25 protein-coding genes are annotated in these 24237 nt (G+C 43.1%); 7 read left to right on the top strand and 18 right to left on the bottom strand.

Annotated features, from left to right (window positions below; all coding sequences use genetic code 11):
* Position 1 precedes the first annotated feature (1 nt).
* The 3 genes from trpB to OCU87_RS05835 all read left to right on the top strand — a co-directional run bounded on the left by trpB (position 2) and on the right by OCU87_RS05835 (position 3631).
* On the top strand, positions 2-1192 hold the full coding sequence (gene trpB, locus OCU87_RS05845; protein WP_094955780.1) for a tryptophan synthase subunit beta: 1191 nt from the start codon (positions 2-4) through the stop codon (positions 1190-1192).
* Positions 1192-1998 (top strand): tryptophan synthase subunit alpha, encoded by an 807-nt coding sequence (trpA, locus tag OCU87_RS05840; protein WP_062688586.1) that lies wholly within the window; start codon positions 1192-1194, stop codon positions 1996-1998. The genes trpB and trpA overlap by 1 nt, the downstream gene beginning before the upstream one ends.
* A gap of 448 nt (positions 1999-2446) precedes the next feature.
* Complete coding sequence (locus OCU87_RS05835; protein WP_261858346.1) at positions 2447-3631, top strand: dicarboxylate/amino acid:cation symporter; 1185 nt, start codon at positions 2447-2449, stop codon at positions 3629-3631.
* A gap of 85 nt (positions 3632-3716) precedes the next feature.
* Here OCU87_RS05835 and OCU87_RS05830 read toward each other — a convergent pair whose 3' ends face one another.
* From OCU87_RS05830 to OCU87_RS05820, 3 genes are all read right to left on the bottom strand, one after another.
* Complete coding sequence (locus OCU87_RS05830) at positions 3717-4238, bottom strand: DUF2058 domain-containing protein (RefSeq protein ID WP_094955777.1); 522 nt, start codon at positions 4236-4238, stop codon at positions 3717-3719.
* Positions 4239-4328: 90 nt separating this feature from the next.
* Positions 4329-5240 (bottom strand): DNA-binding transcriptional regulator DsdC, encoded by a 912-nt coding sequence (gene dsdC, locus OCU87_RS05825; RefSeq protein ID WP_062688581.1) that lies wholly within the window; start codon positions 5238-5240, stop codon positions 4329-4331.
* Positions 5241-5342: 102 nt separating this feature from the next.
* On the bottom strand, positions 5343-5927 hold the full coding sequence (locus OCU87_RS05820) for a TfoX/Sxy family DNA transformation protein (protein ID WP_062688579.1): 585 nt from the start codon (positions 5925-5927) through the stop codon (positions 5343-5345).
* Positions 5928-6371: 444 nt separating this feature from the next.
* Between OCU87_RS05820 and OCU87_RS05815 the strand changes: the two genes are divergently transcribed.
* From OCU87_RS05815 to OCU87_RS05805, 3 genes are all read left to right on the top strand, one after another.
* Positions 6372-6947, top strand: a complete 576-nt coding sequence (locus OCU87_RS05815) for an LON peptidase substrate-binding domain-containing protein (RefSeq protein ID WP_261857986.1) — start codon at positions 6372-6374, stop codon at positions 6945-6947.
* 121 nt (positions 6948-7068) lie between these two features.
* Positions 7069-7992 carry an HDOD domain-containing protein gene (locus OCU87_RS05810; RefSeq protein WP_062688576.1) on the top strand — a complete coding sequence of 308 codons (924 nt, stop codon included), beginning with the start codon at positions 7069-7071 and terminating at the stop codon, positions 7990-7992.
* Positions 7993-8167: 175 nt separating this feature from the next.
* A complete protein-coding gene (locus OCU87_RS05805) occupies positions 8168-9067 on the top strand; it encodes a lysine exporter LysO family protein (RefSeq protein WP_261857985.1) in 900 nt (299 codons plus the stop codon).
* A gap of 413 nt (positions 9068-9480) precedes the next feature.
* On the opposite strand, the gene ptsG is transcribed toward OCU87_RS05805, so the two are convergent.
* The 14 genes from ptsG to yceD form a co-directional block, all read right to left on the bottom strand.
* The gene (ptsG, locus tag OCU87_RS05800; protein ID WP_062688572.1) at positions 9481-10911 is read right to left on the bottom strand and encodes a PTS glucose transporter subunit IIBC; all 1431 of its coding nucleotides are present in this window, start codon (positions 10909-10911) and stop codon (positions 9481-9483) included.
* Between the two features lie 465 nt (positions 10912-11376).
* Positions 11377-12156, bottom strand: a complete 780-nt coding sequence (locus OCU87_RS05795) for a TatD family hydrolase (protein ID WP_062688571.1) — start codon at positions 12154-12156, stop codon at positions 11377-11379.
* 15 nt (positions 12157-12171) lie between these two features.
* Positions 12172-13137, bottom strand: coding sequence for a DNA polymerase III subunit delta' (gene holB, locus OCU87_RS05790; RefSeq protein WP_261857984.1), 966 nt, complete (start codon positions 13135-13137; stop codon positions 12172-12174).
* Positions 13138-13767 carry a dTMP kinase gene (tmk, locus tag OCU87_RS05785; RefSeq protein WP_062688568.1) on the bottom strand — a complete coding sequence of 210 codons (630 nt, stop codon included), beginning with the start codon at positions 13765-13767 and terminating at the stop codon, positions 13138-13140.
* A complete protein-coding gene (mltG, locus tag OCU87_RS05780; protein ID WP_261857983.1) occupies positions 13767-14777 on the bottom strand; it encodes an endolytic transglycosylase MltG in 1011 nt (336 codons plus the stop codon). Before mltG ends, tmk begins: the two co-directional genes overlap by 1 nt.
* Entirely contained in the window at positions 14771-15580 is an 810-nt protein-coding gene (gene pabC / locus OCU87_RS05775) for an aminodeoxychorismate lyase (RefSeq protein WP_094955771.1), read from the bottom strand. The genes mltG and pabC overlap by 7 nt, the downstream gene beginning before the upstream one ends.
* A 107-nt stretch (positions 15581-15687) precedes the next feature.
* Positions 15688-16926 (bottom strand): beta-ketoacyl-ACP synthase II, encoded by a 1239-nt coding sequence (gene fabF / locus OCU87_RS05770; protein WP_062688565.1) that lies wholly within the window; start codon positions 16924-16926, stop codon positions 15688-15690.
* A gap of 86 nt (positions 16927-17012) precedes the next feature.
* Complete coding sequence (gene acpP, locus OCU87_RS05765; RefSeq protein ID WP_062688563.1) at positions 17013-17249, bottom strand: acyl carrier protein; 237 nt, start codon at positions 17247-17249, stop codon at positions 17013-17015.
* A gap of 157 nt (positions 17250-17406) precedes the next feature.
* Entirely contained in the window at positions 17407-18141 is a 735-nt protein-coding gene (gene fabG, locus OCU87_RS05760) for a 3-oxoacyl-ACP reductase FabG (RefSeq protein WP_094955770.1), read from the bottom strand.
* Positions 18142-18194: 53 nt separating this feature from the next.
* Positions 18195-19118 (bottom strand): ACP S-malonyltransferase, encoded by a 924-nt coding sequence (fabD, locus tag OCU87_RS05755; protein ID WP_062688561.1) that lies wholly within the window; start codon positions 19116-19118, stop codon positions 18195-18197.
* A gap of 86 nt (positions 19119-19204) precedes the next feature.
* Positions 19205-20161, bottom strand: a complete 957-nt coding sequence (locus tag OCU87_RS05750) for a beta-ketoacyl-ACP synthase III (RefSeq protein WP_062688559.1) — start codon at positions 20159-20161, stop codon at positions 19205-19207.
* 5 nt (positions 20162-20166) lie between these two features.
* Positions 20167-21192: a phosphate acyltransferase PlsX gene (gene plsX / locus OCU87_RS05745; RefSeq protein WP_083540825.1), complete on the bottom strand. Its 1026-nt coding sequence runs from the start codon at positions 21190-21192 to the stop codon at positions 20167-20169.
* 9 nt (positions 21193-21201) lie between these two features.
* Positions 21202-21372 carry a 50S ribosomal protein L32 gene (gene rpmF / locus OCU87_RS05740; RefSeq protein ID WP_062688557.1) on the bottom strand — a complete coding sequence of 57 codons (171 nt, stop codon included), beginning with the start codon at positions 21370-21372 and terminating at the stop codon, positions 21202-21204.
* Between the two features lie 19 nt (positions 21373-21391).
* Positions 21392-21907: a 23S rRNA accumulation protein YceD gene (gene yceD, locus OCU87_RS05735; protein ID WP_062688556.1), complete on the bottom strand. Its 516-nt coding sequence runs from the start codon at positions 21905-21907 to the stop codon at positions 21392-21394.
* A gap of 277 nt (positions 21908-22184) precedes the next feature.
* Between yceD and OCU87_RS05730 the strand changes: the two genes are divergently transcribed.
* Entirely contained in the window at positions 22185-22766 is a 582-nt protein-coding gene (locus tag OCU87_RS05730; RefSeq protein ID WP_261857982.1) for a Maf family protein, read from the top strand.
* 134 nt (positions 22767-22900) lie between these two features.
* Here the strand turns inward: OCU87_RS05730 and rluC are convergent, their stop codons facing one another.
* Positions 22901-23848, bottom strand: coding sequence for a 23S rRNA pseudouridine(955/2504/2580) synthase RluC (gene rluC / locus OCU87_RS05725; protein WP_062688554.1), 948 nt, complete (start codon positions 23846-23848; stop codon positions 22901-22903).
* Positions 23849-24237: the final 389 nt, after the last annotated feature.

The following is a 24237-nucleotide window of genomic DNA, read 5'->3' as shown; positions in this document are numbered from 1 at the left end:
TATGAGCAAGTTAGATGCCTACTTTGGCGAATTTGGCGGTCAGTTCGTACCTCAAATTTTGGTACCAGCATTAGACCAATTGGAAGACGCTTTCATTGAGGCCCAACAAGACCCTGCTTTTCAACACGAATTTATTACCCTGTTAAAAGAGTACGCAGGTCGCCCTACGGCCCTAACACTTTGTCAAAACCTGACCAAAGGTACAAAAACAAAGTTGTACTTAAAACGTGAGGATTTACTTCATGGCGGTGCACATAAGACAAACCAAGTACTAGGCCAAGCCTTACTTGCTAAACGTATGGGTAAGCATGAAATTATTGCGGAAACCGGCGCTGGTCAACACGGTGTTGCAACTGCGCTAGCCTGTGCATTATTAGATTTAAAATGCCGAGTCTACATGGGTGCAAAAGACGTTGAGCGTCAAAGCCCTAATGTTTTCCGTATGAAGTTAATGGGTGCAGAAGTCATTCCTGTACATTCAGGCTCTGCCACATTGAAAGATGCCTGTAATGAAGCAATGCGTGACTGGTCTGCAAGCTACGACAAGGCGCACTACCTACTTGGTACAGCAGCAGGCCCTCACCCATTCCCAACCATAGTGCGTGAATTCCAGCACATCATTGGCGAAGAAACTAAATCACAGATCTTAGAGAAAGAAGGTCGCCTCCCTGATGCGGTGATTGCTTGTGTTGGTGGTGGTTCTAACGCCATTGGCATGTTCTCTGACTTCATAAAAGAAGAAAATGTTGCACTGATTGGCGTTGAACCTGCGGGTAAAGGCTTAGATACCAACATGCACGGCGCACCACTTAAACACGGTAAGCTGGGCATTTTCTTTGGTATGAAAGCACCACTGATGCAAGACGAGCATGGCCAAGTAGAAGAATCATATTCTGTATCTGCTGGCCTTGATTTCCCATCTGTTGGCCCACAACACGCACACCTTAATGCGATTGGCCGCGCACAATATGGCGCCGTGACCGACGATGAAGCGTTAGATGCTTTTCAACTACTTGCCCGTAAAGAAGGCATAATCCCAGCACTAGAATCGGCACACGCACTGGCGTATGCAATGAAAATGATTGAAGAAAACCCAGAAAAAGAACAACTACTAGTTGTGAACCTATCAGGCCGTGGCGATAAAGATATCTTCACAGTTCACGACATTCTTGAAGCAAAGGGAGCGCTGTAATGGATCGTTATCAACAACTTTTCAGCCAATTGGCAGAAAAACAACAAGGCGCTTTTGTTCCTTTCGTGACAATTGGAGACCCAACACCAGAGCAATCAATGCGCGTTATCGACACGCTTGTTGAATCAGGCGCAGATGCCCTTGAGCTCGGTATTCCTTTCTCTGATCCATTAGCCGATGGCCCAACAATTCAAGGGGCCACTATCCGCGCGCTAGCATCAGGGACCACACCAGCTGTGTGCTTTGATATGATCACGCAAATCCGCACTAAATACCCAGATCTGCCAATTGGCTTGCTCATGTATGCTAATTTGGTATTTTCAGCCGGTATTGATAAATTTTACCAACAATGTGCTGAGGCGGGTGTTGATTCGGTACTGATTGCTGATGTACCAGTAAATGAATCCGCTGACTTCCACGCAGCTGCTGAAAAACATGGCATACACCCTATATTTATCGCACCACCTAATGCTGATGAGGCAACATTGAAAACAGTCTCTGAGCTAGGTGGCGGATACACTTACTTACTCTCGCGCGCGGGTGTAACCGGGGCAGAAACCAAAGCTGGAATGCCAATTGGCCCCCTACTTGAAAACCTGAAAAAGCATAATGCGCCACCTGCTATTCTGGGATTTGGTATTTCAACACCAGAACAAGTTAAAGACGCGATTGAAGCCGGGGCTGCAGGTGCAATCTCAGGCTCTGCAGTGGTGAAAATCATTGAAAGCAATCTTGAGAACCATCCAAGTATGCTTAGTAAGCTCGCTAATTTTGTCACACCGATGAAAGCAGCTACTCAGCTATAAATAAGCAAAACAAAAACTTAATCGGCGATAGAGATCATACTTCTATCGCCGTTTTTTTATGAACATCGCTACTCAGTCACATTAATTAGCTAACCGTCGACTTTAGCCCTGTTCACTAACGCCTCCCCACTATACTTCAATTACCCTTCCGCTAATGTCATGCAATAAAACTCGAAAACGCAACATTCATGTAGCACATAACACCCACACTAGCTGCAATTAAAAAACAAATGCAGCCGTTATTAATTGATCTTCACGATAGTTACATGTAAAAACACACTTGCAAAACATAAGACCAACAATTACAACAAATGCAAAACAAGATTCTACTCTTTATAAGCTAAGTTAGTGGCTTATTGCACGACTAAATCTAGACACGACAGAGGTATCGAAGGTGTTAACAAATAAAGGATTTTTAAACAATATTGGCATTCAAGTCGTCATCGCGATGGTTGTGGGAACCCTCGTCGGTGCCATGATGGGGCCAACAGCAAGTATTTTCGCGCCACTTGGCAGTATCTTTATCCACTTGATAAAAATGCTAGTGATCCCCTTAGTTGCGGTTGCCATTATTTCTGGTGCTGCAGGGTTAGGTAATAGCTCGGCCGCAGGAAAGGTCGGATTAATGACCCTAGGCTTTTTTGGCTTCACGTCGGCTGTCGCCGTTGCCCTAGCACTTTTTTTGGGGGAAGTGTTCCAACCTGGTGTCGGCATAGATCTGTCAGGTGTTGAAGGGATGTTCTCAAATGCTTACGCTGATAAAGGTGATTTACCCTCATTCTGGGCAACAGTGCTTGGCATGATCCCAACCAATGTTTTTCAATCGTTAAATGAAGCCAATATCCTCCAAATTTTAGTATTCTGCCTTTTCTTTGGTATTGCTGTTTCTAAGTTAGAAAAAGATCGCAGAGATCCACTAATCAACGGTGTTAATGCCATTGTTGATGCCATGGTTTGGATGATCAACGTCATTATGAAAATCGCACCTCTGGGCGTATTTGGCTTGATGGCAGATGCGGTAGGCACATTTGGCTTTAGTGCTCTTATGGTGGTCTTCAAGCTCTTTGTCGTCTACGTAGTGGCTATTTTAGTGTACGGCTTTGTGTTCTACCCACTGATGATCAAAGTGTTCAGTAAAACCTCACCATTGAAATTCTTGTCAGTCATGAAAAAACCACAAGCGGTTGCTCTTTCTACCGCGTCTTCAATGGCAACGCTGCCTGTTACTATGGAAGTGTGTGAAGAAGAACTAAAAGTTAAAAATGCTACCGCCTCATTTGTGCTGCCACTGGGTGCAACCATCAACATGAGTGGTAACGCTATTTACTATGGTTTAGTGGCTATCTTCTTTGCGCAAATATTCAATATTGATTTAAGCATGAGTGCTTATATGGCAATTATTATCACTTCGACGTTAGGCGCCGTTGGCCAAGCAGGTGTGCCTGGGCCCTCTTTCTTAGTTGTTGCTGTACTGCTGTCGGCAGGGATCCCTATCGAAGGGCTACCGCTATTGTTCGCACTGGATCGTATCTTCGATATGATACGCACAGCGCTAAATATCACCGGCGATGCCGCTTGTGCGGTGATCATCAATGACCAAATTAATGTAGAAGCAGAACCAAGCAAAGCTTAGTGAGCTAGAACAAAAACACCAGGCAACAAAAAGCCCTGATAATCAGGGCTTTATACTTTATGCGTAACCATTTATTAAGCGATGATTACCACATTAAATCATCTGGAATCACAAAGTCTGCGTACGGATCATCTTCGTCAGGCTCGTCGTTTTCAACAACGTTATTCAGTACGATACTTGATTCGTCACGCTGCGCAATTTTATCTGCTACCACACTTGGAATCACTTCGTAACTATCCGCTAAACGAACAATCGCTAAACGACCACGTACCAGCTGATCTTGCATGGTTTTATCAACATAAATCTTCTTCACTAATGTACCGTCAGTGAAGTTATAGCCAATATCACCTTTTTTGCGATCGATGCGGTTCATCTCGATAAGTTGTTTTACCTGCGCCTGAAACTCTTTTTTCTGAACTTCTTCATTCTTCAGGCGGTTTAGGTTCTTATCTTGCTCAAGTTGAGCTGCTCGATTTGCTTCAACAGCCGCTTTCGCTTCACGTGCTTGAACGCGTGATTTTTTCGCACCTTTCGCTGCTTTTTTTAGTTTTTTCTTATCAACTAAACCAGCTTTAAGCATTTGCTCTTGTAGGCTTAACTTGGCCATTGATTCTCCACTATTAATCTGAATAACACTTATAACGCTATTATCACTACCGAGTGATATAAGGGTCAAGCCACTATCGAGCTCGAAACATTAAAATTCTGCTATTTCACTATGAAGCCATGTCTGAAACGCCTTTATCCGCGGTGAAATCGTCGCATCTTGACGACAAACAACGTAATAGCTCAATGGTGACTGTACTGCCATATCAAAAGGCACCACCAATCGACCATCTTTTAGCTGTTGATCAACAAATGAATGCCTGCCCATCGCAATACCCAAACCATTTTCAGCCGCCTGTAATGCCAGATCAGCACGATCAAATGTACAACTATTTTCAGGTAATTCGATCCCATTGGTTTGAGCCCAGTATTGCCACTCATCATTACGTCCTGCCCGCGCCCAAGGAGCCGCATCATGCAATAACGTACACACCATTAATTGTTCTGGGTTATTGTGTAAATGGTTTTGATCTGCATATTGAGGGCTACATACTGGGACCATGCTTTCATCCATCAACTTTTCAGAATGTAACCCTGCATACTTACCATGCCCAAAGTAGATAGCACAGTCGAACGATTCAGTCTGAAAATCAACAAGATCATTACGGGTACGTAAATGAAAGCGAAGCGCTGGATATTTATCAATGAAGTGCTTTAAGCGAGGTAATAACCAAGTCTGTGCAAACGTTGGAGGGACTGAAACATTGAAATCTCCACTCAACTCTAACGTTTTTAGATCTCGCAATTCATGTGCAATGTCACCAAAGTTTTGAGCAACAACTCCTTTGAGACGTTTACCTTCTTCGGTTAACAAGAGTTTTCGGGTCTGGCGAATAAAGAGCTGAACCCCAAGGCTATCTTCAAGATTTTTTATCTTATGACTAACTGCACTTTGCGTTAAGCATAGAATTTCAGCGGCACGAGTAAAGCTCATTTGATCTGCGGCGATCAAAAAACAATGTAAACCAGAAAGGACGGAACCTGTTAATTTTGGAAGCTGCATACGTTATTGATATTCTTGATTATAGGGCGTATGCGTCTATTATAACAACAAAAAGCCACTGCTGGGGGCAGCGGCCATTACAATCGTAATATTAAAGAGATATTAGCTAACAGCACTCAATAAGCCCGACTTCTGATCATCATTTAACAAAGTCCAGTGACAACCTTGCACCGCGCCTGCAAACATCCAAAGCAGTTTAATATCTAAATCTTGGCCATGCACCTGACGCACCTTACAGAATACTTCCGACGCTCCAAGCTCCATAAAACTTGTTACATCTTTTACACCCGCTTTTTTTACCATACGTTCCAAGGTCAAGCGCATGTTAGGCAGATCACGAATACGCTTGTTTTTATCTGCAGCTTTTTCAACTTTATCTTGACGCGCAATTTGGATCGAATGCTCAACTAGCTCATTACTCAACGTACGCGATTCACTAAATAATGGCGTTATATCGTAATAGTTTACTATTGCTGTCGTACTGCGTTTAATGTGCTTAAACTTGGCGCAACCAAGTTGACATAAACGCTCATCAAGAACTTCACCACCGCGTAGAAACAATGATTTATTTGTGATAATTGCGTACATCGCCCCATCAATGAACACGCCCATACCACCAAACATAGAACGTTTCTCATACTCGCCAAATCCACTGAGGTAGGTGAAAAATTCTTCCTTAAACGACATAACAATTCTCTCTCTTGAAAAGTAAGCGGTAGTCGTATCCATATTGAAACGAATGACGACGTCAACAATTTGACTGTGCCATATCAGTTTGATGAATTCCACATATGAAACACTCGGCTTATTCACGATGAGATTTCAAGCATATTATGCGCTGCAAAAAAAGCAAAAAGAGACAAAAAGAGACCAAAAGGAAGAGGAAAGTTGGGATTAAAAACACCTTTCCACAATTGACAGTTCTATCTATTTATGTGTTGTTTCTATCAGTAATTGCTATGCTTATTAATAATAAAACAACCAAAGGAAAAAGAAAAATTATAAAAATTCAATCACTTAGGAGATATGTGGATATATATTTGCAAGGAGGTCTCTTATTGACAACTTCCCTGATAGAAAGAGAAATCAAAGCATTGTAAATTCAAAGCGATCTCAGTAAAGGACGTATTAATGGAGAAAATAGCGTTGATGCCTCATACCAATCATTTGCTGCCGGGGGGGAGGCTTGAAATAACCATAATAGAAAGTCGTTTTATACGAATGATGAAAGATGCCTTGTCAGAAAAACGTCAATTTGCCCTTTGTATGCTAAATGAAGGAACAGAATCTGACCCTGTCAAAAACCTACCCGCTATAGTGACGCTCTCAAAAATTATTGATTTTAATCAAACTGATGGTGGCTTAATAAACCTTTCAATCGAGGGCATCCATAATGTGAAGTTATCAGCGGTCTATCATGAATACGATGGTTTATTTAGTGGCGATGCTGTTATCTTACCCAGCTGGTCTCCCCTTCCCATTGATTCAGCAAATGAATGTTTAGCTGAGAAATTAAAGCGTCATTTTGCTTACAATCAAAAAAGCAAAATCAGTGACGACAAACTCAAATACGATGATATCAGCTGGGTATGCCTGCGATGGATAGAAATTGTTCCAATCGAAGTCTATTACAAACAGTTATTAATCGCCCAAGATTCACCTAAACTAACCATCAGATTTTTACTCAAGCTTTTTCAACACGGATAAATAACCACCAAAAGGCAGCACCTTTAGACTGATTTATCACAAACTTCAATGAAAGGTTATCGTCTTTTATACGGCTGTGTTATTGATAAGGCTAATCGCTTTCTGCCAAGTTTTTATCTTTATGGACCATGTCTCTTTTTTCTGGTTAAAACCTGAAAATAATAAAATTGTGAAAGGGCTCGAATCTGAATTCTATGCGCTTGTAAAGGACGCAATTCGCCACAATCGCCTCATTTTACCCCCTATACCCGAAGTACTCGCCAAGCTGCTAGAGCTTTGCAAACATGAAGAAACCAGCGTACATGATGTGGCTGATTTGCTGCTTGATGACCCTAGTATTACTGCCTTGATCATCAAAACCTCAAACACGGTTATTTTTAATCGCCGTAATGTCATTTGCCACGATATTTTCACCGCAGTTTCTCGATTAGGTATCTTTCGTGTCAGAGATATTGTGGCCGCATATACAGTTCAAGAGCTAAAAAACAACGCAAACTTCAGCTTAGAATGTAACAATATCTTGAAACACAGTGCGCAAAATTCCCGCCAGTTAGCAGCAACAATGGCTGTTATTGCAAGTCGTCTTCCTAATAAAAGTCATCAAAAAAATAAGCTAGAAGTAGATAAATGCCTTTTAGCGGGGTTATTAGCTGACATAGGCTTGTTTGGCTTAATCCATGAATATCAAGCATACCTTGATTCAGGTAATTACTTAGATCTTGATATTGCTAAATATATTTTTGAAAATTGTTGTGACAAAAGCAGTGAAACGGTGTTGAAACATTGGGGGTTTGACGAAGACTTCCTTGCAGTGGCAACGAACACCAAGCAGCATAGTTATCCGGAAAATCATAACAGTCAGTATCTTGACGCCGCTCGAATGGCTAGTCATCTTCTCATGTATAGAAACGACGACGCTGACATAGATACCCATGAAATCGAGCTAGATCTCTATGCGGCTGAACTGATGTATGAATTGACGAATATTTCAGATAGTGAATTTAATGGGTTAACTAAAGAAGCGATGCAAAATAGCGGCCTTTAATCCTTTTTGCCTACATCTTAATATTGCCCTATTTAGACGCTGTTGATAATCTACAGAAATCAGCAGCTTCTTGTTACGCTTAACATAAATTAAAGCTTATTAAGAATAAATAAGCTTCATTTATTGTGCCTATACATACAGCTCGTTAACTTTCACTCTACGCGCAAGGATCAGTATGTTTTCAGGGATGCTCTATATTTTCTTACCTCTAATCGTGGGGTACTTAATTCCAATTAATAACAATAACCTATTGGAATTTATCAATAAACAAACTAGTCGTCTTGTATTGGTGATTCTAGGGCTGATGGGATTAAGCCTTGCTGGACTTGATAACTTAGGTCAAAACCTTCACCAAATACTACTCTATACCGCGACCTTCTTCATTGCGATAAGTGCCTGTAACCTCGTTGCCCTCCCTTTTATCGACAAACTTCTCCCTATTGCAACCGAGCTACAACATAAGAAATTGCCTTTTAAAGAAATGATGATGGAATCTGTTCGGTTGATTTTAGTCGTCGCTGGAGGGTTAATTATAGGCTTGATGCTTGGCATGGATCTATCGTGGGTGGACACTGCAAGTGAAGGTATTCTCTTACTTTTGCTATTTTTGATCGGTATTCAGCTACGTAATAGTGGTATGACACTTAAGCAAATATTATTAAACAAAAATGGGATGCTGATTGCCGCAACTATTGTCGTAACCTCTTTGCTTGGTGGCATAATTGCAGCACTGATCCTTGATGTGCCAGTAAAAAATGGGCTTGCGATGGCATCAGGATTCGGCTGGTATTCTCTAGCGGGTATTTTAATGGGAGATGGACTTGGCCCTGTTTATGGGGGCGCCGCTTTCTTAAACGAGCTACTACGCGAACTGGTGGCACTCACGCTGATCCCCTTAATTATTCGTCGTTATCCAAGTACTGCAATCGGCTATGCTGGTGCAACGGCGATGGATTTCACTCTCCCTGTGATCCAAAACTCTGGTGGTATCCGGTGTGTTCCTATCGCTATCGTTAGTGGGTTTATTTTAAGCTTGCTAGTCCCTGTTCTGATGTTGTTCTTCCTCTCTCTTTAAAACAAACTTGCAGATAACAGCGATACGTTATGTCGCTGTTATCATTCCGCTTTACACACTCTCCGGCACCACGAGCTCTCCCTAAGCCATTCTAAGGGCTTTCTCATCTTTGTTTGCTAATCTGTCCGCTCACCGCAATTTATTTCACTCTTCTATGTCTGAGCCGCTTTTAATGATTCCTTTCACCATCTTTAAGCACCCTTGAGAGTTAATTCGGATTTCCGCTAGGTCTTACCGGAACTCTTCATCACAAACTTCAGTTGCCTTGCTCTAAAGAAACACAGTTACAGCAAATTCAAACACCCAATAGAGACATCGTTGTTTTAAACACTCACAAATACGAGAACTGAAAACGCAGACACAAAAAAGGGAAGCCGAAGCTTCCCTAAATATTTATGTATGGTTAATTCGTATTAGTTATTACGAATCCACTCATCCATGTCTGATTTCAAGTTATCAGATTTAGTACCGAAGATAGCTTGAACACCACTACCTGCAACAACAACACCTGCTGCACCTAGTTTTTTCAGTTTATCTTGGTTTACGTTTTCAACACTTGCTACTGATACACGTAGACGAGTGATACAAGCATCAAGACCAGTAATATTGTCTTTACCACCGAATGCCATTACTAGATCTTTCGCTAGCTCTGTACCTGTAGAAGCAGCTTCTGATGATTCGTCTTCATCTTCACGGCCTGGAGTTTTCAGGTCAAGAGCACGAATTACAGCACGGAATACGACGTAGTAGATTACAGCGTAAGCAATACCTAGACCAACAAGAAGCAGCATGTTTTCTGCACGTGGCGATTGAACAACAAAGTCAATGAAACCATTTGAGAACGTATGACCGTGAACAACACCTAATGCGTTAGTTAGCATGTATGCTACACCAGCAAGTACTGCGTGGATTGCATAAAGAACTGGAGCAACAAATAGGAATGCGAATTCAATTGGTTCTGTAATACCAGTAAGGAATGAAGTTAACGCAGCAGATGCCATGATACCCATTACTTTAGCGCGGTTTTCAGGTTTCGCTGAATGTGCAATCGCGATTGCAGCAGCAGGAAGACCGAACATTTTGAATAAGTAACCACCAGCTAGTTGACCGAAACCGTTACCTGCAGCACGAGATGCGTCATCAGCAGTTAGGAAACAAGTCATAATACCGTTCACTTGCTCACCAGCAGCGTTCACACAAGAACCCGCTTCGTAGAAGAACGGTACGTTCCAAATATGGTGAAGACCAAAAGGAATTAGAGAACGTTCAATTACACCGTAGATACCAAATGCCATTACTGGGTTTTGGTTAGCAGCCCAATCAGAGAATGCCGCAATTGCGCCACCGATTGGAGGCCAAACGATAGAAAGTACAAGACCTAGAGCAATAGAAACAAAACCTGTTACGATTGGCACGGCACGCTTACCAGCGAAGAAGCCAAGGTACTCAGGAAGTTGGATACGGTAGAACTTGTTGAAAGCCCAACCAGCAACACCACCGGCAAGGATACCACCAAGAACACCAGTCTCAATGCCATCAACACCCATTACAGTTGCCATCACTTTAAGTGTAGCAATCATGATGCCGTAACCAACAACAGCTGCTAGACCCGCAACACCATCATTGTTTGTAAAACCAAGCGCAGTACCAACAGCAAATAGCAGAGCCATTTGACCGAATACGGAACCACCAGCTTGTTCCATTAAGTGAGAAACCACTTCTGGAAGAAAACTAAAGTTGGCAGCACCAACCCCTAATAGAATACCAGCTACAGGAAGAACCGATACAGGCAGCATAAGCGCCTTACCGACTTTCTGTAGGTTTGCAAATAAGTTCTTAAACATATTGTGCTCCTGAGTGAGATGTATTGTTTGAATTGAATCGGTACTAGCGACATACCCCCGTAGTCATAATGCTAGACCTCTTTTTATATATTTCGGCATCAGTATAAAATGCGGGTGCAAATATAACTTGATGACAATCATAAATACCAATAGAGCCTGAAATATAATTTCAAAACATAATATAGATCACAGTTACATTTTGCGTGCAAAACGTGTAAAAAAGCGGACCAAACACCAGCAACCCATTGTAAAATAAGAATTTAATTGAAAACAAAAAGTAACAAAAGGGATTTTTATGCAGTTTTCAATCTTGTAACGCTTGTTATTTTACGTAACAAAACTACATTTAGAGGTAAATTGATAGTTTTGTCTGATAATTAATCAATTACCAGTATGCCACTAGCGAATTATCAACAAAACAAGTAAACATTAAAACCAGAGGGACATAAGCCCCTCTAATACCAGTTACTTATTTTTAGCTCGCGAAAAAAGTTTAAAGAAGTTTTCAGTGGTCACTTTAGCTACTTCTTCACCAGAAACCCCTTTCAACAAGCCAATGTAATCAGCAACTTCTTTCACATACGCTGGCTGATTTTGCTTACCACGATATGGAATTGGCGCAAGGTAAGGAGAATCCGTTTCAACAAGCAAGCGTTCTAATGGCAAATTACTGACTACATTTTTCAGCTCGCTGGCTTTATTGAAGGTTACAATGCCTGAAATTGAAATGTAAAAACCAAGTTCAATCGCTTCTTGCGCCATCTCTAGGCTTTCAGTAAAGCAATGCAATACTCCGCCACACTTCTCTGCACCTTCTTCTCGCAAAATACGCATGGTATCTTCACGTGCCATTCGCGTATGAATGATCAACGGCTTATTCAGCTCGACTGCAACACGCACATGTTGGCGGAAGATATCTTGCTGTGCTTGTGCTGTCTCAGGTTGATAGTGATAATCAAGCCCTGTTTCACCAATCGCAACCACACGCTCATTTTGTGCATAGGTCTTGAATTGCTCGTAATCCAAACCAGAGTCAATATCCAATGGATGAACACCGCACGATGCGAAAACATTATCGTAAGGTTCAATCATCTCCATCATGGCAGGGAAGCTACGTAAGGTAACACCAACAGACAAAAAGTACTCGACACCGCGAGCCTTCGCTTTGGCCAACACATCATCAATCCCTGTATGGAGCTGTTCGTAGTCAAGTTTGTCAAGGTGACAATGTGAATCCACTAACACGTTATATTCCTCTTTCTATTCTTCTTTCAAAAAAGTACTCAACCATTTAACAATGAGTAATTCACTGTTAAGGCCTGTGTGCTTCTGTAATTGTTGATGGAGCTGGTTAATCTGTCTAGCCTGTCGAATCAAGACCGCCGCGGGCACAGTACGTGCAACTTGCTCTACCTTGGTGACTGATTCTTGGTGAACGAGATGACTTGTTACGCCTTGTTGGTACTTAATACAATCCAGTAAGAAAAAACTTAGCCATTGCAGACTTACCGCGCCTTCACTGGCACACAGACCCGCGACATCGTATAAACCAACATTAGGCGGCTGTAAAAATTCAGCAAAAGCTTCAATTAGCTTGCCATGGCGAATATCTTGTCCTTGCTCGACAAAGGCTAGCGTAGCCAATGGTGCGCCGCAATTTAAACGGACAGACTCGGCACTGATAGATTGCTTTAGCTGCTGTTCTACCCAGCGTTTGGCTTGTGCTTCATCTGGCACACTTAAGCGCCACTTGTTACAGCGACTGACAATCGTCGGTAATAGGCTATCGAGTGACTGGGATGTCAGGATAAATTGACAATTTTGTGGCGGCTCTTCCAATGTTTTTAGAATTGCATTCGCACCTGCTTCACCTAATGCATCAGCGGATTCGATAAAAATCACCCGACGCCCACCAAGTTGTGAAGTCTCAACCGCTAAACGGTTACATTTACGCACCACATCAACACTGATCTGCTTACCTTCTTGCTCTGGTTTTATCCAGTGGAAGTCTGGATGCGTTTGAGCATCGAATAATTGACAAGCATGACATAAACCACATGGTTCATTGCCGCCATTCAAGCATAAAACGGTTTGCGCTAAGTGCTTGGCTAAAACAGCCCGCCCGCTGCCCTTTGCCGCAGTCAGCAAAATTGCATGGTGCAAACGCTTTTGAGCAATCAATTGCTGCCATTGTTGCCATAGCACTTCTTGCCACGGGTATAACATTTACTGCGTCTCCAACCACTGCGTTAGCGCTGCTGTAATGTCCGCCGTTACCGCATCTAGCGTTTGGCTTGCATCAATAATAACAACACGGCTATCGTTCTCTGAAAGCTCAAGAAAACGCGCGCGGGCACGGTGGAAGAAATCAACATTCATCTGTTCAATACGATCAAGTTCACCACGACCACGAGCACGTTCAAGCCCGAGCACAGGATCGATGTCCATATAAATCGTAAAGTCAGGACGAAAATCACCTAAAACAGTATCACGTAGGTTTTCCATCAAGGCTTTATCAAAACCACGTCCACCGCCTTGGTATGCTTGCGATGACATGTCATGGCGATCACCAACAACCCAGCGGCCTGAATTAAGTGCAGGCTTAATCACATTATCCACTAGCTGAATACGCGCAGCATAAAGCAGTAGCAATTCAGCCATATCAGTTAACGGCTCATCAGGGTGACCTTCTTTCACCAAGGTACGCATTTGTTCAGCAAGCGGTGTTCCGCCTGGCTCACGCGTAGATTGTGGATCATGGATCCCTTGTGCAGCTAACGTCGCCACCACCTGCTTAATGGCAGTGCTTTTCCCTGCGCCTTCAAGGCCTTCAATTACAATAAATTTACCGTTCATTACTTTCTTAATGTTTTTAAGTAGGCGCGTACTGCGCGATTGTGTTCACGGAGTGACTTCGAAAACTTGTGACCGCCATTACCATCCGCAACAAAATAATAATAGTTACTGCTTTCTGGCTTCATTGCGGCTAATACCGATGCTTCACTTGGCATCGCAATCGGCGTAGGTGGTAAACCAAAGATGGTATACGTGTTGTATGGGGTTGGCGTACGTAAATCTTTTTTACGAATATTGCCTTTGTAGTTCTCACCCATACCATAGATAACCGTTGGATCTGTTTGTAAGCGCATGCCTTTATTTAAACGATTCATGAAAACCGACGACACTAATGTACGTTCATTATCAACAGCGGTTTCTTTCTCGATAATCGAGGCCATGATCAACGCTTCATAGGGCGTCTTAAGCGGAATAGCTTGATCACGTTTTTGCCACGCTGAACCTAATAAACTGTCCATCGCGTTAAACGAACGGCGCAATACTTCTAGATCGCTGGTACCTGCCGTGTAATGGTAGGTTTCAGGTAACAAGTACCCTTCTAGCTTATCTGTGGTCGCGCCAATCTTGTCTGCGATATCCGCTTCACTCATGCCTTCAGTCGCATGTTTGATATGCGGAGCTTGGCTTAGTTGTGTTAACCAATCTGAAAAACGGTCACCTTCCACTAAGGTGATCGCAAACTGATGTTCCTTACCACTGGTTAGCAAGGCTAATACACCATGTAGTGTCAGGTCTGTTGGAATTTGGTAAGTACCCACTTTAACTTGTGCTAATGATGGATCAAGCTTTACCACCCAGCGGGTCCAGCGCGTTTGCTTGATAATTTTCGCACGATCCAGCTGATTCAATACGCCTCTAAAGCTTGAACCTGGTGTAACCGTAAATAATTTCGATTCAGTATTAATCACAGGTTGCGACAAAGATGCCACGACCTGTTGATACGACCAGCCAATAGCACCTGCGCCAACTACCGCTAACACCACGATAACTAACAATAACTTCTTCAGCACGAATACAACCTCTTATTCAACTCATTAAACGCCATGCGCTCAGTAAAGGAATGTTCATTAATTTGATTAATAGGCACCAACGCCATTAGGGCATTAGTAATAAAGACTTCATCTGCGCAAAGCAATGCATCAAGTGGTGATTTTACAATCTCCAGACAATATGGCGTCGATTTAATCAATGTCATTACATGTGATCGCATCACACCACATACCCCTGCCATTGATAAATCTGGCGTAAAGATAGTATTTCCTTTTCGCCAAAAGATATTGGATGCAGACGTCTCCACGACTTGTCCCAACACATCACAAACGACAGCATCTGCCCAGTTGCAAGATTCAATTTCTTGCTTCAATAACACCTGCTCTAATCGGTTAAGGTGTTTAAATCCAGCCAACATAGGTGAAAGGCCTAATGCTTGCTGACAGACACCTAACTCAATACCGACTTGTTGCCAGCCATGATAGTGGTTTGGGAATGGAGAATGTGAAATCACGACACTCGGCGATTCGCATCCTGTAGGACTATAACCTCGCCCCCCACTACCTCGGCTGATTAAAAGCTTTACCACCCCTTTACTGGCAAAATTAGCAGCAATACGTTCGACTTGTTGCTGAACTGTCAGCCAATCAGGCATGGGAATGGATAACGCGGCTAATGTTTTTTCAAAACGAGCTTGATGTAAAGGCCAAAGACGAGGCTTTCCCTGTTCAACCAAAATAGTGGAAAAGCAACCATCACCATACTGCATCGCACGATCGCTCACCGCTATATACTCAGCTTCAGCTCCATTAATGCACGTCATATCCACTCACTTATAACGATTATACCCACCCTAATAATGGTTGGGGTATAGGCAAAAAAAAACGGCCCGGTAAGAATACCAGGCCGCTTTATGATAACAGGTTACAATTAAATTTTCTTGAACAGCAACGAGCCGTTTGTGCCGCCAAAACCAAATGAGTTACATAGAGAGTACTCAAGGTTTACTTGACGTGCTTCACCCGCGACGTAGTCTAAATCACAGCCTTCGTCTGGGTTTTCAAGGTTAATTGTTGGTGGAACTGCTTGATCAACTAGCGCCATCACTGAAATGATAGACTCAACAGAACCCGCAGCACCAAGAAGGTGGCCAGTCATTGATTTAGTTGATGAAACCAGTACATCGTTCACTGCCGCGCCCATAGCACGCTTGATACCAAGCGTTTCTGCTACATCGCCCGCAGGTGTTGAAGTACCATGTGCATTAATATAACCAATTTTATCCGCATTAATACCCGCATCACGGATACACGCTTCCATTGCTAATGCACCGCCAGAACCGTCAGGGCTTGGTGAAGTCATGTGATAAGCATCACCACTCATACCAAAACCAACAAGTTCAGCGTAAATTTTTGCGCCACGCGCTTTTGCATGTTCGTACTCTTCCAGCACCATCATGCCCGCACCATCACCAAGAACAAAACCATCACGGTCTTTGTCCCATGGGCGAGAAGCCGCTTGTGGGTCGTCGTTACGTGTAGATAGTGCTTTAGCAGCCGCAAAGCCGCCCATGCCTAGCTCAGTTGATGCTTTTTCTGCACCACCCGCTAGCATTGCATCTGCATCACCGTAAGCGATCATACGTGCAGCATGGCCAATGTTATGAAGGCCAGTTGTACACGCAGTAGAAATTGCAATATTTGGACCACGAAGACCATGCATGATAGACATGTGGCCAGCGATCATATTAACAATTGTAGATGGAACAAAGAACGGGCTAATTTTGCGCGGCCCTTTTTCCATGTATGCACGATGGTTTGATTCAATAAGACCAAGACCACCAATACCTGAACCAATAGCAACACCAATACGTGGTGCATTTTCTTCAGTAACTTCAAAACCAGAGTCTTTCAGAGCCTGAACGCCAGCCGCAATGCCGTATTGGATAAATAAATCCATTTTACGAGCATCTTTCTTAGTCATGTATTCTTCACAATTGAAGTCTTTCACCATACCCGCAAAACGAGTAGCGAAAGCACTTGCATCGAAATGCTCAATATTGCTAATACCACTAGTACCAGCCAACAGTGCTTTCCATGAAGAATCAACTGTATTGCCTACAGGCGACAGCATTCCCATGCCAGTAACAACAACGCGACGCTTTGACACGATCTATCTCTCCGGGAATTGAGGGTTTAAACAGGGATACATAAAGAAATAAGGCGGTCATGGTGACCGCCTTGAGGTGTTCTTAATTACTCAGAAGCGCCAACAACGTAGTCGATTGCTGCTTGAACTGTTGTAATTTTTTCAGCTTCTTCGTCAGGAATTTCAGTATCGAATTCTTCTTCAAGAGCCATTACTAGTTCAACTGTATCTAGAGAATCAGCACCTAGATCGTCAACAAAAGAAGCTTCGTTCTTAACTTCAGCTTCGTCTACACCCAGTTGCTCGATGATGATTTTTCTTACGCGTTCTTCGATGTTGCTCATTAATCTATTTCCTTAAAACAAGAATTCGCTAATGCGATTTGCTGTAGTTTATTCATTACTACAAAAGTTGCAACTATCACAGTGCTGGTCAAACCACGATTTTGCATGAAAATACACTGACTTTGACTTGCATCATCAAGTTTTACAACTTTATTGGTTAAATCATGTACATGCCGCCATTTACGTGCAACGTTTCACCTGTTACATAACCAGCATCTTCAGAGGCTAGAAAAGCAACAGCTGCCGCGATTTCACGTGGGTCACCCAAGCGACCTGCAGGTACGTTTGCTAGTGTAGCAGCACGTTGGTCATCATTCAGGGCTTTTGTCATATCGGTTTCGATAAAACCAGGTGCTACAGCATTTACTGTAATACCACGAGAAGCCACTTCACGCGCCATTGACTTAGTAAAGCCAATCAAACCTGCTTTTGCTGCCGCATAGTTGGTTTGACCCGCATTACCCATAGTACCAACGACTGAGCCAATACTAATAATACGGCCATGACGCTTTTTCATCATTGCACGTAGTACTGCTTTAGACAGACGGAATACCGATGTTAGGTTGGTATCCATAATATCTTGCCACTCGTCATCTTTCATACGCATAAGCAAGTTATCACGGGTGATACCCGCATTGTTAACAAGAATGTCAACATCGCCAAATTCTTCTTTGATCTGCGTTAGCGCCGTTGCAATCGACTCAGGCGATGTAACGTTTAGTGCCAGACCTTTACCGTTTTCACCCAAATAAGCGCTGATTGCTTCTGCGCCACTTTCAGATGTTGCTGTACCGATTACTTTTGCGCCACGCTCGACTAAAATTTCAGCGATCGCACGACCGATACCACGGCTTGCACCTGTTACCAGTGCAACTTTACCTTCCAGGCTCATTGTTATTCCTCTTTAACTAATACTACTTAGTGGGTAATGCAATAACTATTCAGTTATTTTGCTGCTTCTACAGAAGCAGAATCATTTACCGCAGAACCACCAAGTGCGCGATTAATACGTTTTGTCAGACCAGTAAGTACTTTACCTGGGCCCATTTCAAGCAACTGTTCGATACCTTCTGATGCCATACGCTCAACAGACTCTGTCCAACGAACTGGACCATAAAGCTGTTTTACTAACGCTAGTTTAATCGCAGCAGGATCGGTTTCAGTTGCCACATCTGCATTGTTAATCACAGGGATTGCAGGTGCGTTAAATTCAATATTTTCAAGTGCTACAGCTAGTTTGTCAGCAGCAGGCTTCATAAGTTCACAATGTGATGGTACTGATACTGGAAGTGGTAATGCACGTTTAGCACCCGCTTCTTTACACAATACGTTTGCACGCTCAACGGCTTCTTTATTACCCGCAATAACCACTTGGCCTGGCGAGTTAAAGTTCACAGGCGACACAACTTGACCTTGTGCTGCTTCTTCACAAGCTTTTGCAATCGCGTCGTTATCAAGACCAATGATTGCAGACATTGCACCAACACCTGCTGGAACCGCTTCTTGCATTAATTGGCCACGTAGTTCAACCAATTTAATCGCATCTTTAAAGTCAATAACGCCAGCACATACAAGCGCAGAGTATTCACCAAGACTATGGCCAGCAACAACAGTAGGTTGCTCCCCGCCTTCTTGTTGCCATACACGCCAAATTGCAACAGACGCTGCTAGCAATGCAGGTTGCGTACGGTGCGTTTGATTTAAATCTTCTGCTGGGCCGTTTTGTACTAATGCCCACAAGTCGTAGCCTAGTACTTCAGATGCTTCAGCAAATGTGTCAGTAACGACAGAAAATTTTTCAGCTAGTTCAGCCAACATGCCAACTGCTTGAGATCCCTGACCAGGGAATACAATCGCGAACTTAGACATCCGAGAATCCTTATTCTTATTTTACTGAATAATATTCAGTTCTTTTTGTAAGAGTTACCGCTGCAGACGCATCAACAGCCATAAAATTAAAACTTAACGAGCGCAGAGCCCCAAGTAAAACCGCCACCAAACGCTTCTAACAGCATCGTCTGGCCACGTTGAATACGGCCATCGCGTACCGCTTCATCCAGCGCTGTTGGCACTGTTGCTGCGGAGGTATTACCGTGACGGTCAAGGGTAACAACCACTTGTTCCATCGACATGGATAACTTTTTCGCTGTCGCTGAAATAATACGTAAATTCGCTTGGTGCGGAACAAGCCAGTCTAGCTCAGACTTGTCCATGTTGTTCGCCGCTAACGTATCTTTAACTAGGTTTGATAACTGTGTTACCGCAACCTTAAAGACTTCATTACCCGCCATGTACAACCATTTATCATCAGTAAATGCTTCACCATGTTCAGGTGTCGCTAGGCTTAGTAAACCACCAAAATGACCGTCTGCATGTAAATGGGTAGAAAGAATACCAGGTTCTTCGCTTGCACCTACAACCACAGCACCAGCAGCATCACCAAATAAGATGATCGTACCGCGATCGTTAGGATCACACTTGTGCGATAACGCATCAGCACCGATCACTAAAACATTTTTCGCCATGCCCGTTTTAATATGCTGATCTGCAATACTTAACGCATAAACAAAACCAGAACACGCAGCTGCAATATCGAATGCAGGGCAACCTTTAATATCGAGCATGCCTTGCACTTGGCAAGCCGCTGATGGGAATGCGTGACTTGCACTGGTCGTCGCCACAATGATCAGGTCGATATCTTCTTTATCAATGCCCGCCATTTCAATAGCGTTTAAAGATGCTTGATAGCCCATTACCGCAACGGTTTCATCTTCAGCGGCAATACGACGCTCGCGAATACCAGTACGCGCAACGATCCACTCGTCGGTTGTGTCGACCATTTTTTCTAAATCGGCGTTAGTACGCACTTGTGCTGGTAGGTAGCTACCAGTACCTAATATTTTACTGTTCATGAAAATCAATAAGGCCTCTCGAGTAAGACTTCTTCCAAACGACGACTGATTTTTTTCGGTATTTGTCGTTTGGCCTCGTGTACAGCTTCACCAATGGCATATGTAAAAGCTGCTATATCGGCACTTCCGTGGCTCTTGACCACAATACCGCGCAATCCTAGCAGACTTGCACCATTATACTGGTCGGGGTTCAACTGCTTAAGGTTTTGGAATAGGTCACTAAATAACCATTTGGCCAATAAACCTTTTATTGGATTACTCATCACGGCTTTTTTGAAGCTCGAGATAAATAAATCAGCAACACCTTCACTTGTTTTCAAACAAACATTGCCGACAAATCCATCACAAACCACAACATCCGCTTTATCAGAGTAAAGCTGATCACCTTCTAAGTAGCCAATAAAATGAATATCTGGTGATTGATGTAACATCTCTGCGCAACGCTTCACTAAATCGTTGCCTTTAATTTCTTCCTCGCCAATATTGAGCAGCGCAACACGTGGCTTTTCAATATCGCACTGTTCCGCCATTACAGAGCCCATCACAGCAAACTGGAATAATGTATCAGCATCGCATGACACATTAGCCCCTAAATCAAGCAACCATGTTTTATTGTGATTTTTAGTTGGAATAGCAGAGACAAGCGCAGGCCGTTCAACACCAGGGAGCTGCTTTAAAATATAGCGTGACAACGCCATTAACGCCCCAGTATTACCCGCACTGACACAAGCGTCGGCTTGCTTCTCAGCGACAGCATCAATAGCCATACGCATAGAAGTACCTTTGCTATGACGCAAAGCTTGAGACGGACGAGTGTTGTTTTCTATGATGTGTTCGCAATGAACAATAGAGATTCGAGGGTGTGAAACGTGATTATGAAGAGATAGTTGAGATGTGATCGCACTTTGATCACCATAGAATATAATTTTTAGCTCTGGGTATTGTAACAATGCCTGCACAGCGGCAGGCACTATTACATGAGGACCGAAATCCCCACCCATTGCATCAAGTGCAACGGTTAGACCACTCAAGGTTCAACCTTATTTGTTGATAACCTTGCGGCCACGGTAGAAACCGTCAGCTGTCACGTTGTGACGTAGGTGAGTTTCACCACTTGCAGAATCTACAGATACAGCTGAAGTTGTTAGTGCATCGTGTGAACGACGCATACCACGTGCTGCACGTGATTTTTTGCTCTTTTGTACGGCCATTAACCCTACTCCTGTTAAATTACTTACTTAGATTTTTCAATACTGCAAACGGATTCGGACGCTCATCAGCAACGGGGATCTCACCAAAAGTCATGTTTCCGCTAGCTTTACAGTCAGCTTCATCATGCATTGCGACTTGTGGTAATTCTAACATCAGCTCATCTTCGATGACTTCAATTAGGTTGATCTCGCCATTTTCGTCGACTTCCGCCGGCTCATAGGCTTCCGGGAACTCATCAACTGCCTCTGGTTTGAGGAGCGGACTAAAACAGAACTCAACACCGTATTTGTGTTGGAACTCTTCCTGGCATCGCTGACAGGTCAACGTCACTTCAACATCTGCACTTCCGCGCATGAAAGCAAGGTGACGTTGGTCAAAGTCAAATGATAAGGTGACGTTTGCATCACTTGTTACGCTCTGGACAGATTTCGCCAAACGCTTTAAAAGATCAGCTTTGATGATGCCATCATAGTCGAGTCTTTTTTGAGCGCTGCGAACGATATCCATCGTTAACGGTAATTTTACCTTTTGCATAGGGCGCGAATATTAGCCTTCTAATTTGTTTGAGTCAAAGGAAATGTGTGTGAATTACTAGCTTTTAACCAATTCACTCAGTGTTACTTAGTGAACCGTTATAAAACATGTCTATTTCCTGTTTATATCTTACTTTCAGCAACACAATGAGTCACTTGTAAGTGCACTTCAGTACGGTGAAATAACCATCACTTCATGCTGTTTTATTCATCAACTGCTGCGGACACAGGGTAATAATATTAGAATACAGGCAATAAACCTATAACGAGATATCACCATGTCACAGCCTCTGCTTTTAGCTTCAACGTCGCCATTTCGTAAAGCCTTGCTCGAAAAGTTTGGTTACCCCTTCGAAACAGCAAGCCCAAATACTGATGAACAAGCACTGGACAACGAATCTGCGGAACAACTTGTTGTTAGACTCGCAGAGCAAAAAGCCCGAGCATGTGCCGTTAGCCATCCTGAGCACCTTATTATAGGCTCAGATCAGGTCTGTGTAATCAATGGTGAAATTATAGGTAAACCTCATACTATTGAAAATGCCTGTCGCCAATTGGCTAACGCAAGTGGCCAAGTTGTCACCTTTTATACAGGGCTTTGCCTTTTCAATGCGCAAACTGGCTTATCCGATGTTATTTGCGAGCCCTTTCATGTTCATTTTCGCGCTCTAACTACGCAAGAAATTCAGCGTTACGTTGAGCGAGAGCAGCCATTATATTGTGCAGGCAGCTTTATGTGTGAAGGCTTAGGCATTGTGCTATTTGACCGCCTAGAAGGACGAGACCCTAACACACTAGTTGGATTGCCACTGATTGCGTTACGTGAAATGCTTGAAAAACAAGGCATACAGATCCTGTAACAGAGTACATCCAACAAATATCAGCTAAACAAATCACTAAAATAAAAGAGAGGTGACCTAAGTCACCTCTCTTTGTCCATCCTGAACATGATTATCGCCGCCTAACTATTAGCGCTGACGATAGTGCGCTAGCTTTAGCCTTTCACACGCAGTTTCTCAACGGCACGCTGTAATTTGGCTTCCATTGGCGCACTAATATCCATCGCCTCATCCGTACCCGGATGAGTGAATTTGATATTGGCAGCATGTAAGAACAAACGGTCTAGCCCAGCTTTTTTGGTAAACGCATCAAATCGTGGATCACCATAGCGGTCGTCCCACGCAATGGAGTGACCAGCATACTGACAGTGCACACGTATTTGGTGTGTACGACCAGTAACAGGGCTCGCTTGGATAAGCGTCGACTTATCTAATCGCTCTAATACTTTAAAACGCGTATCCGACGCTTTCCCGTTAGGGTTCACACGAACAATACTGTTCACTTCATTTTTAAGTAGTGGCGCAGTCACTTTCTTGCAACTTGCTTTCCACTCCCCCATTACCAAAGCAAAGTAATACTTCTGTACTGTCTTCTCTCTAAACTGTTCTTGCAAGCGACGCAACGCAGAACGCTTTTTCGCTATCAGCAAGATACCCGATGTATCGCGGTCGATACGGTGAACTAATTCAAGGAAGCGCGCATCAGGACGTAATGCTCGCAATGCTTCAATTGCACCAAATTTCAAACCACTACCACCATGGACAGCCGTACCCGACGGTTTGTTTAGAATCAGCATATGATCATCTTCATAGATAATGCATGACTCTAACTCTGCCACTTTGTCGAGCTTAGTACTTAGCGGCGCTTGTGCTTCTTTTTCCGGCACCTTAACTGGCGGAACACGTACAAGATCGCCATCTTGCAATTTATATTCAGGTTTTATACGTTTTTTGTTTACTCGCACCTCACCTTTGCGCAAAATGCGGTAAATCATACTTTTTGGAACGTTTTTAAGCCGAGCACGGAGAAAGTTATCGATCCGTTGGCCTGCAAAATCATCAGTAATCTCGATGAAATGCACTTTTGGTTTATCTTCATTCATGGGGCATGATTGTATACCCAAATGACTATTTGATGCTATGTTCATGAGTACTTTGGGTACAACTCGCATGTAATACCAAGACCATTAATTAACTAAGCAGAATATTACGCAGGAAAAAACACTAAGAACTAGACATAGATTGCAGTTAGCTAGTTGTTCTACCTACAAAATCTATAACGCAGTTATCAGTGAGTTTAACCCGCAAGAATGATTTGATAGTGATGGGATTGGTATAAAGCTGATTGCCGCAAAAAATGCTGCCTGCTATCATTGCGTACTAAGTAGGGCAAAACGCCTACTTATTTGACAAGGTGATGATTATCTCACCTAAACGACTAATATTTATGCAGCTTTAAATTCGTACGCAGCAGATGGCGTAAGACGTTAAG

Source organism: Photobacterium sanguinicancri, from assembly GCF_024346675.1.
In the GTDB taxonomy this organism is placed as follows: Bacteria; Pseudomonadota; Gammaproteobacteria; order Enterobacterales; family Vibrionaceae; genus Photobacterium; species Photobacterium sanguinicancri.
Note: the sequence above shows the minus strand (reverse complement) of the source record. Positions and strands in the feature narration are given on the sequence as shown.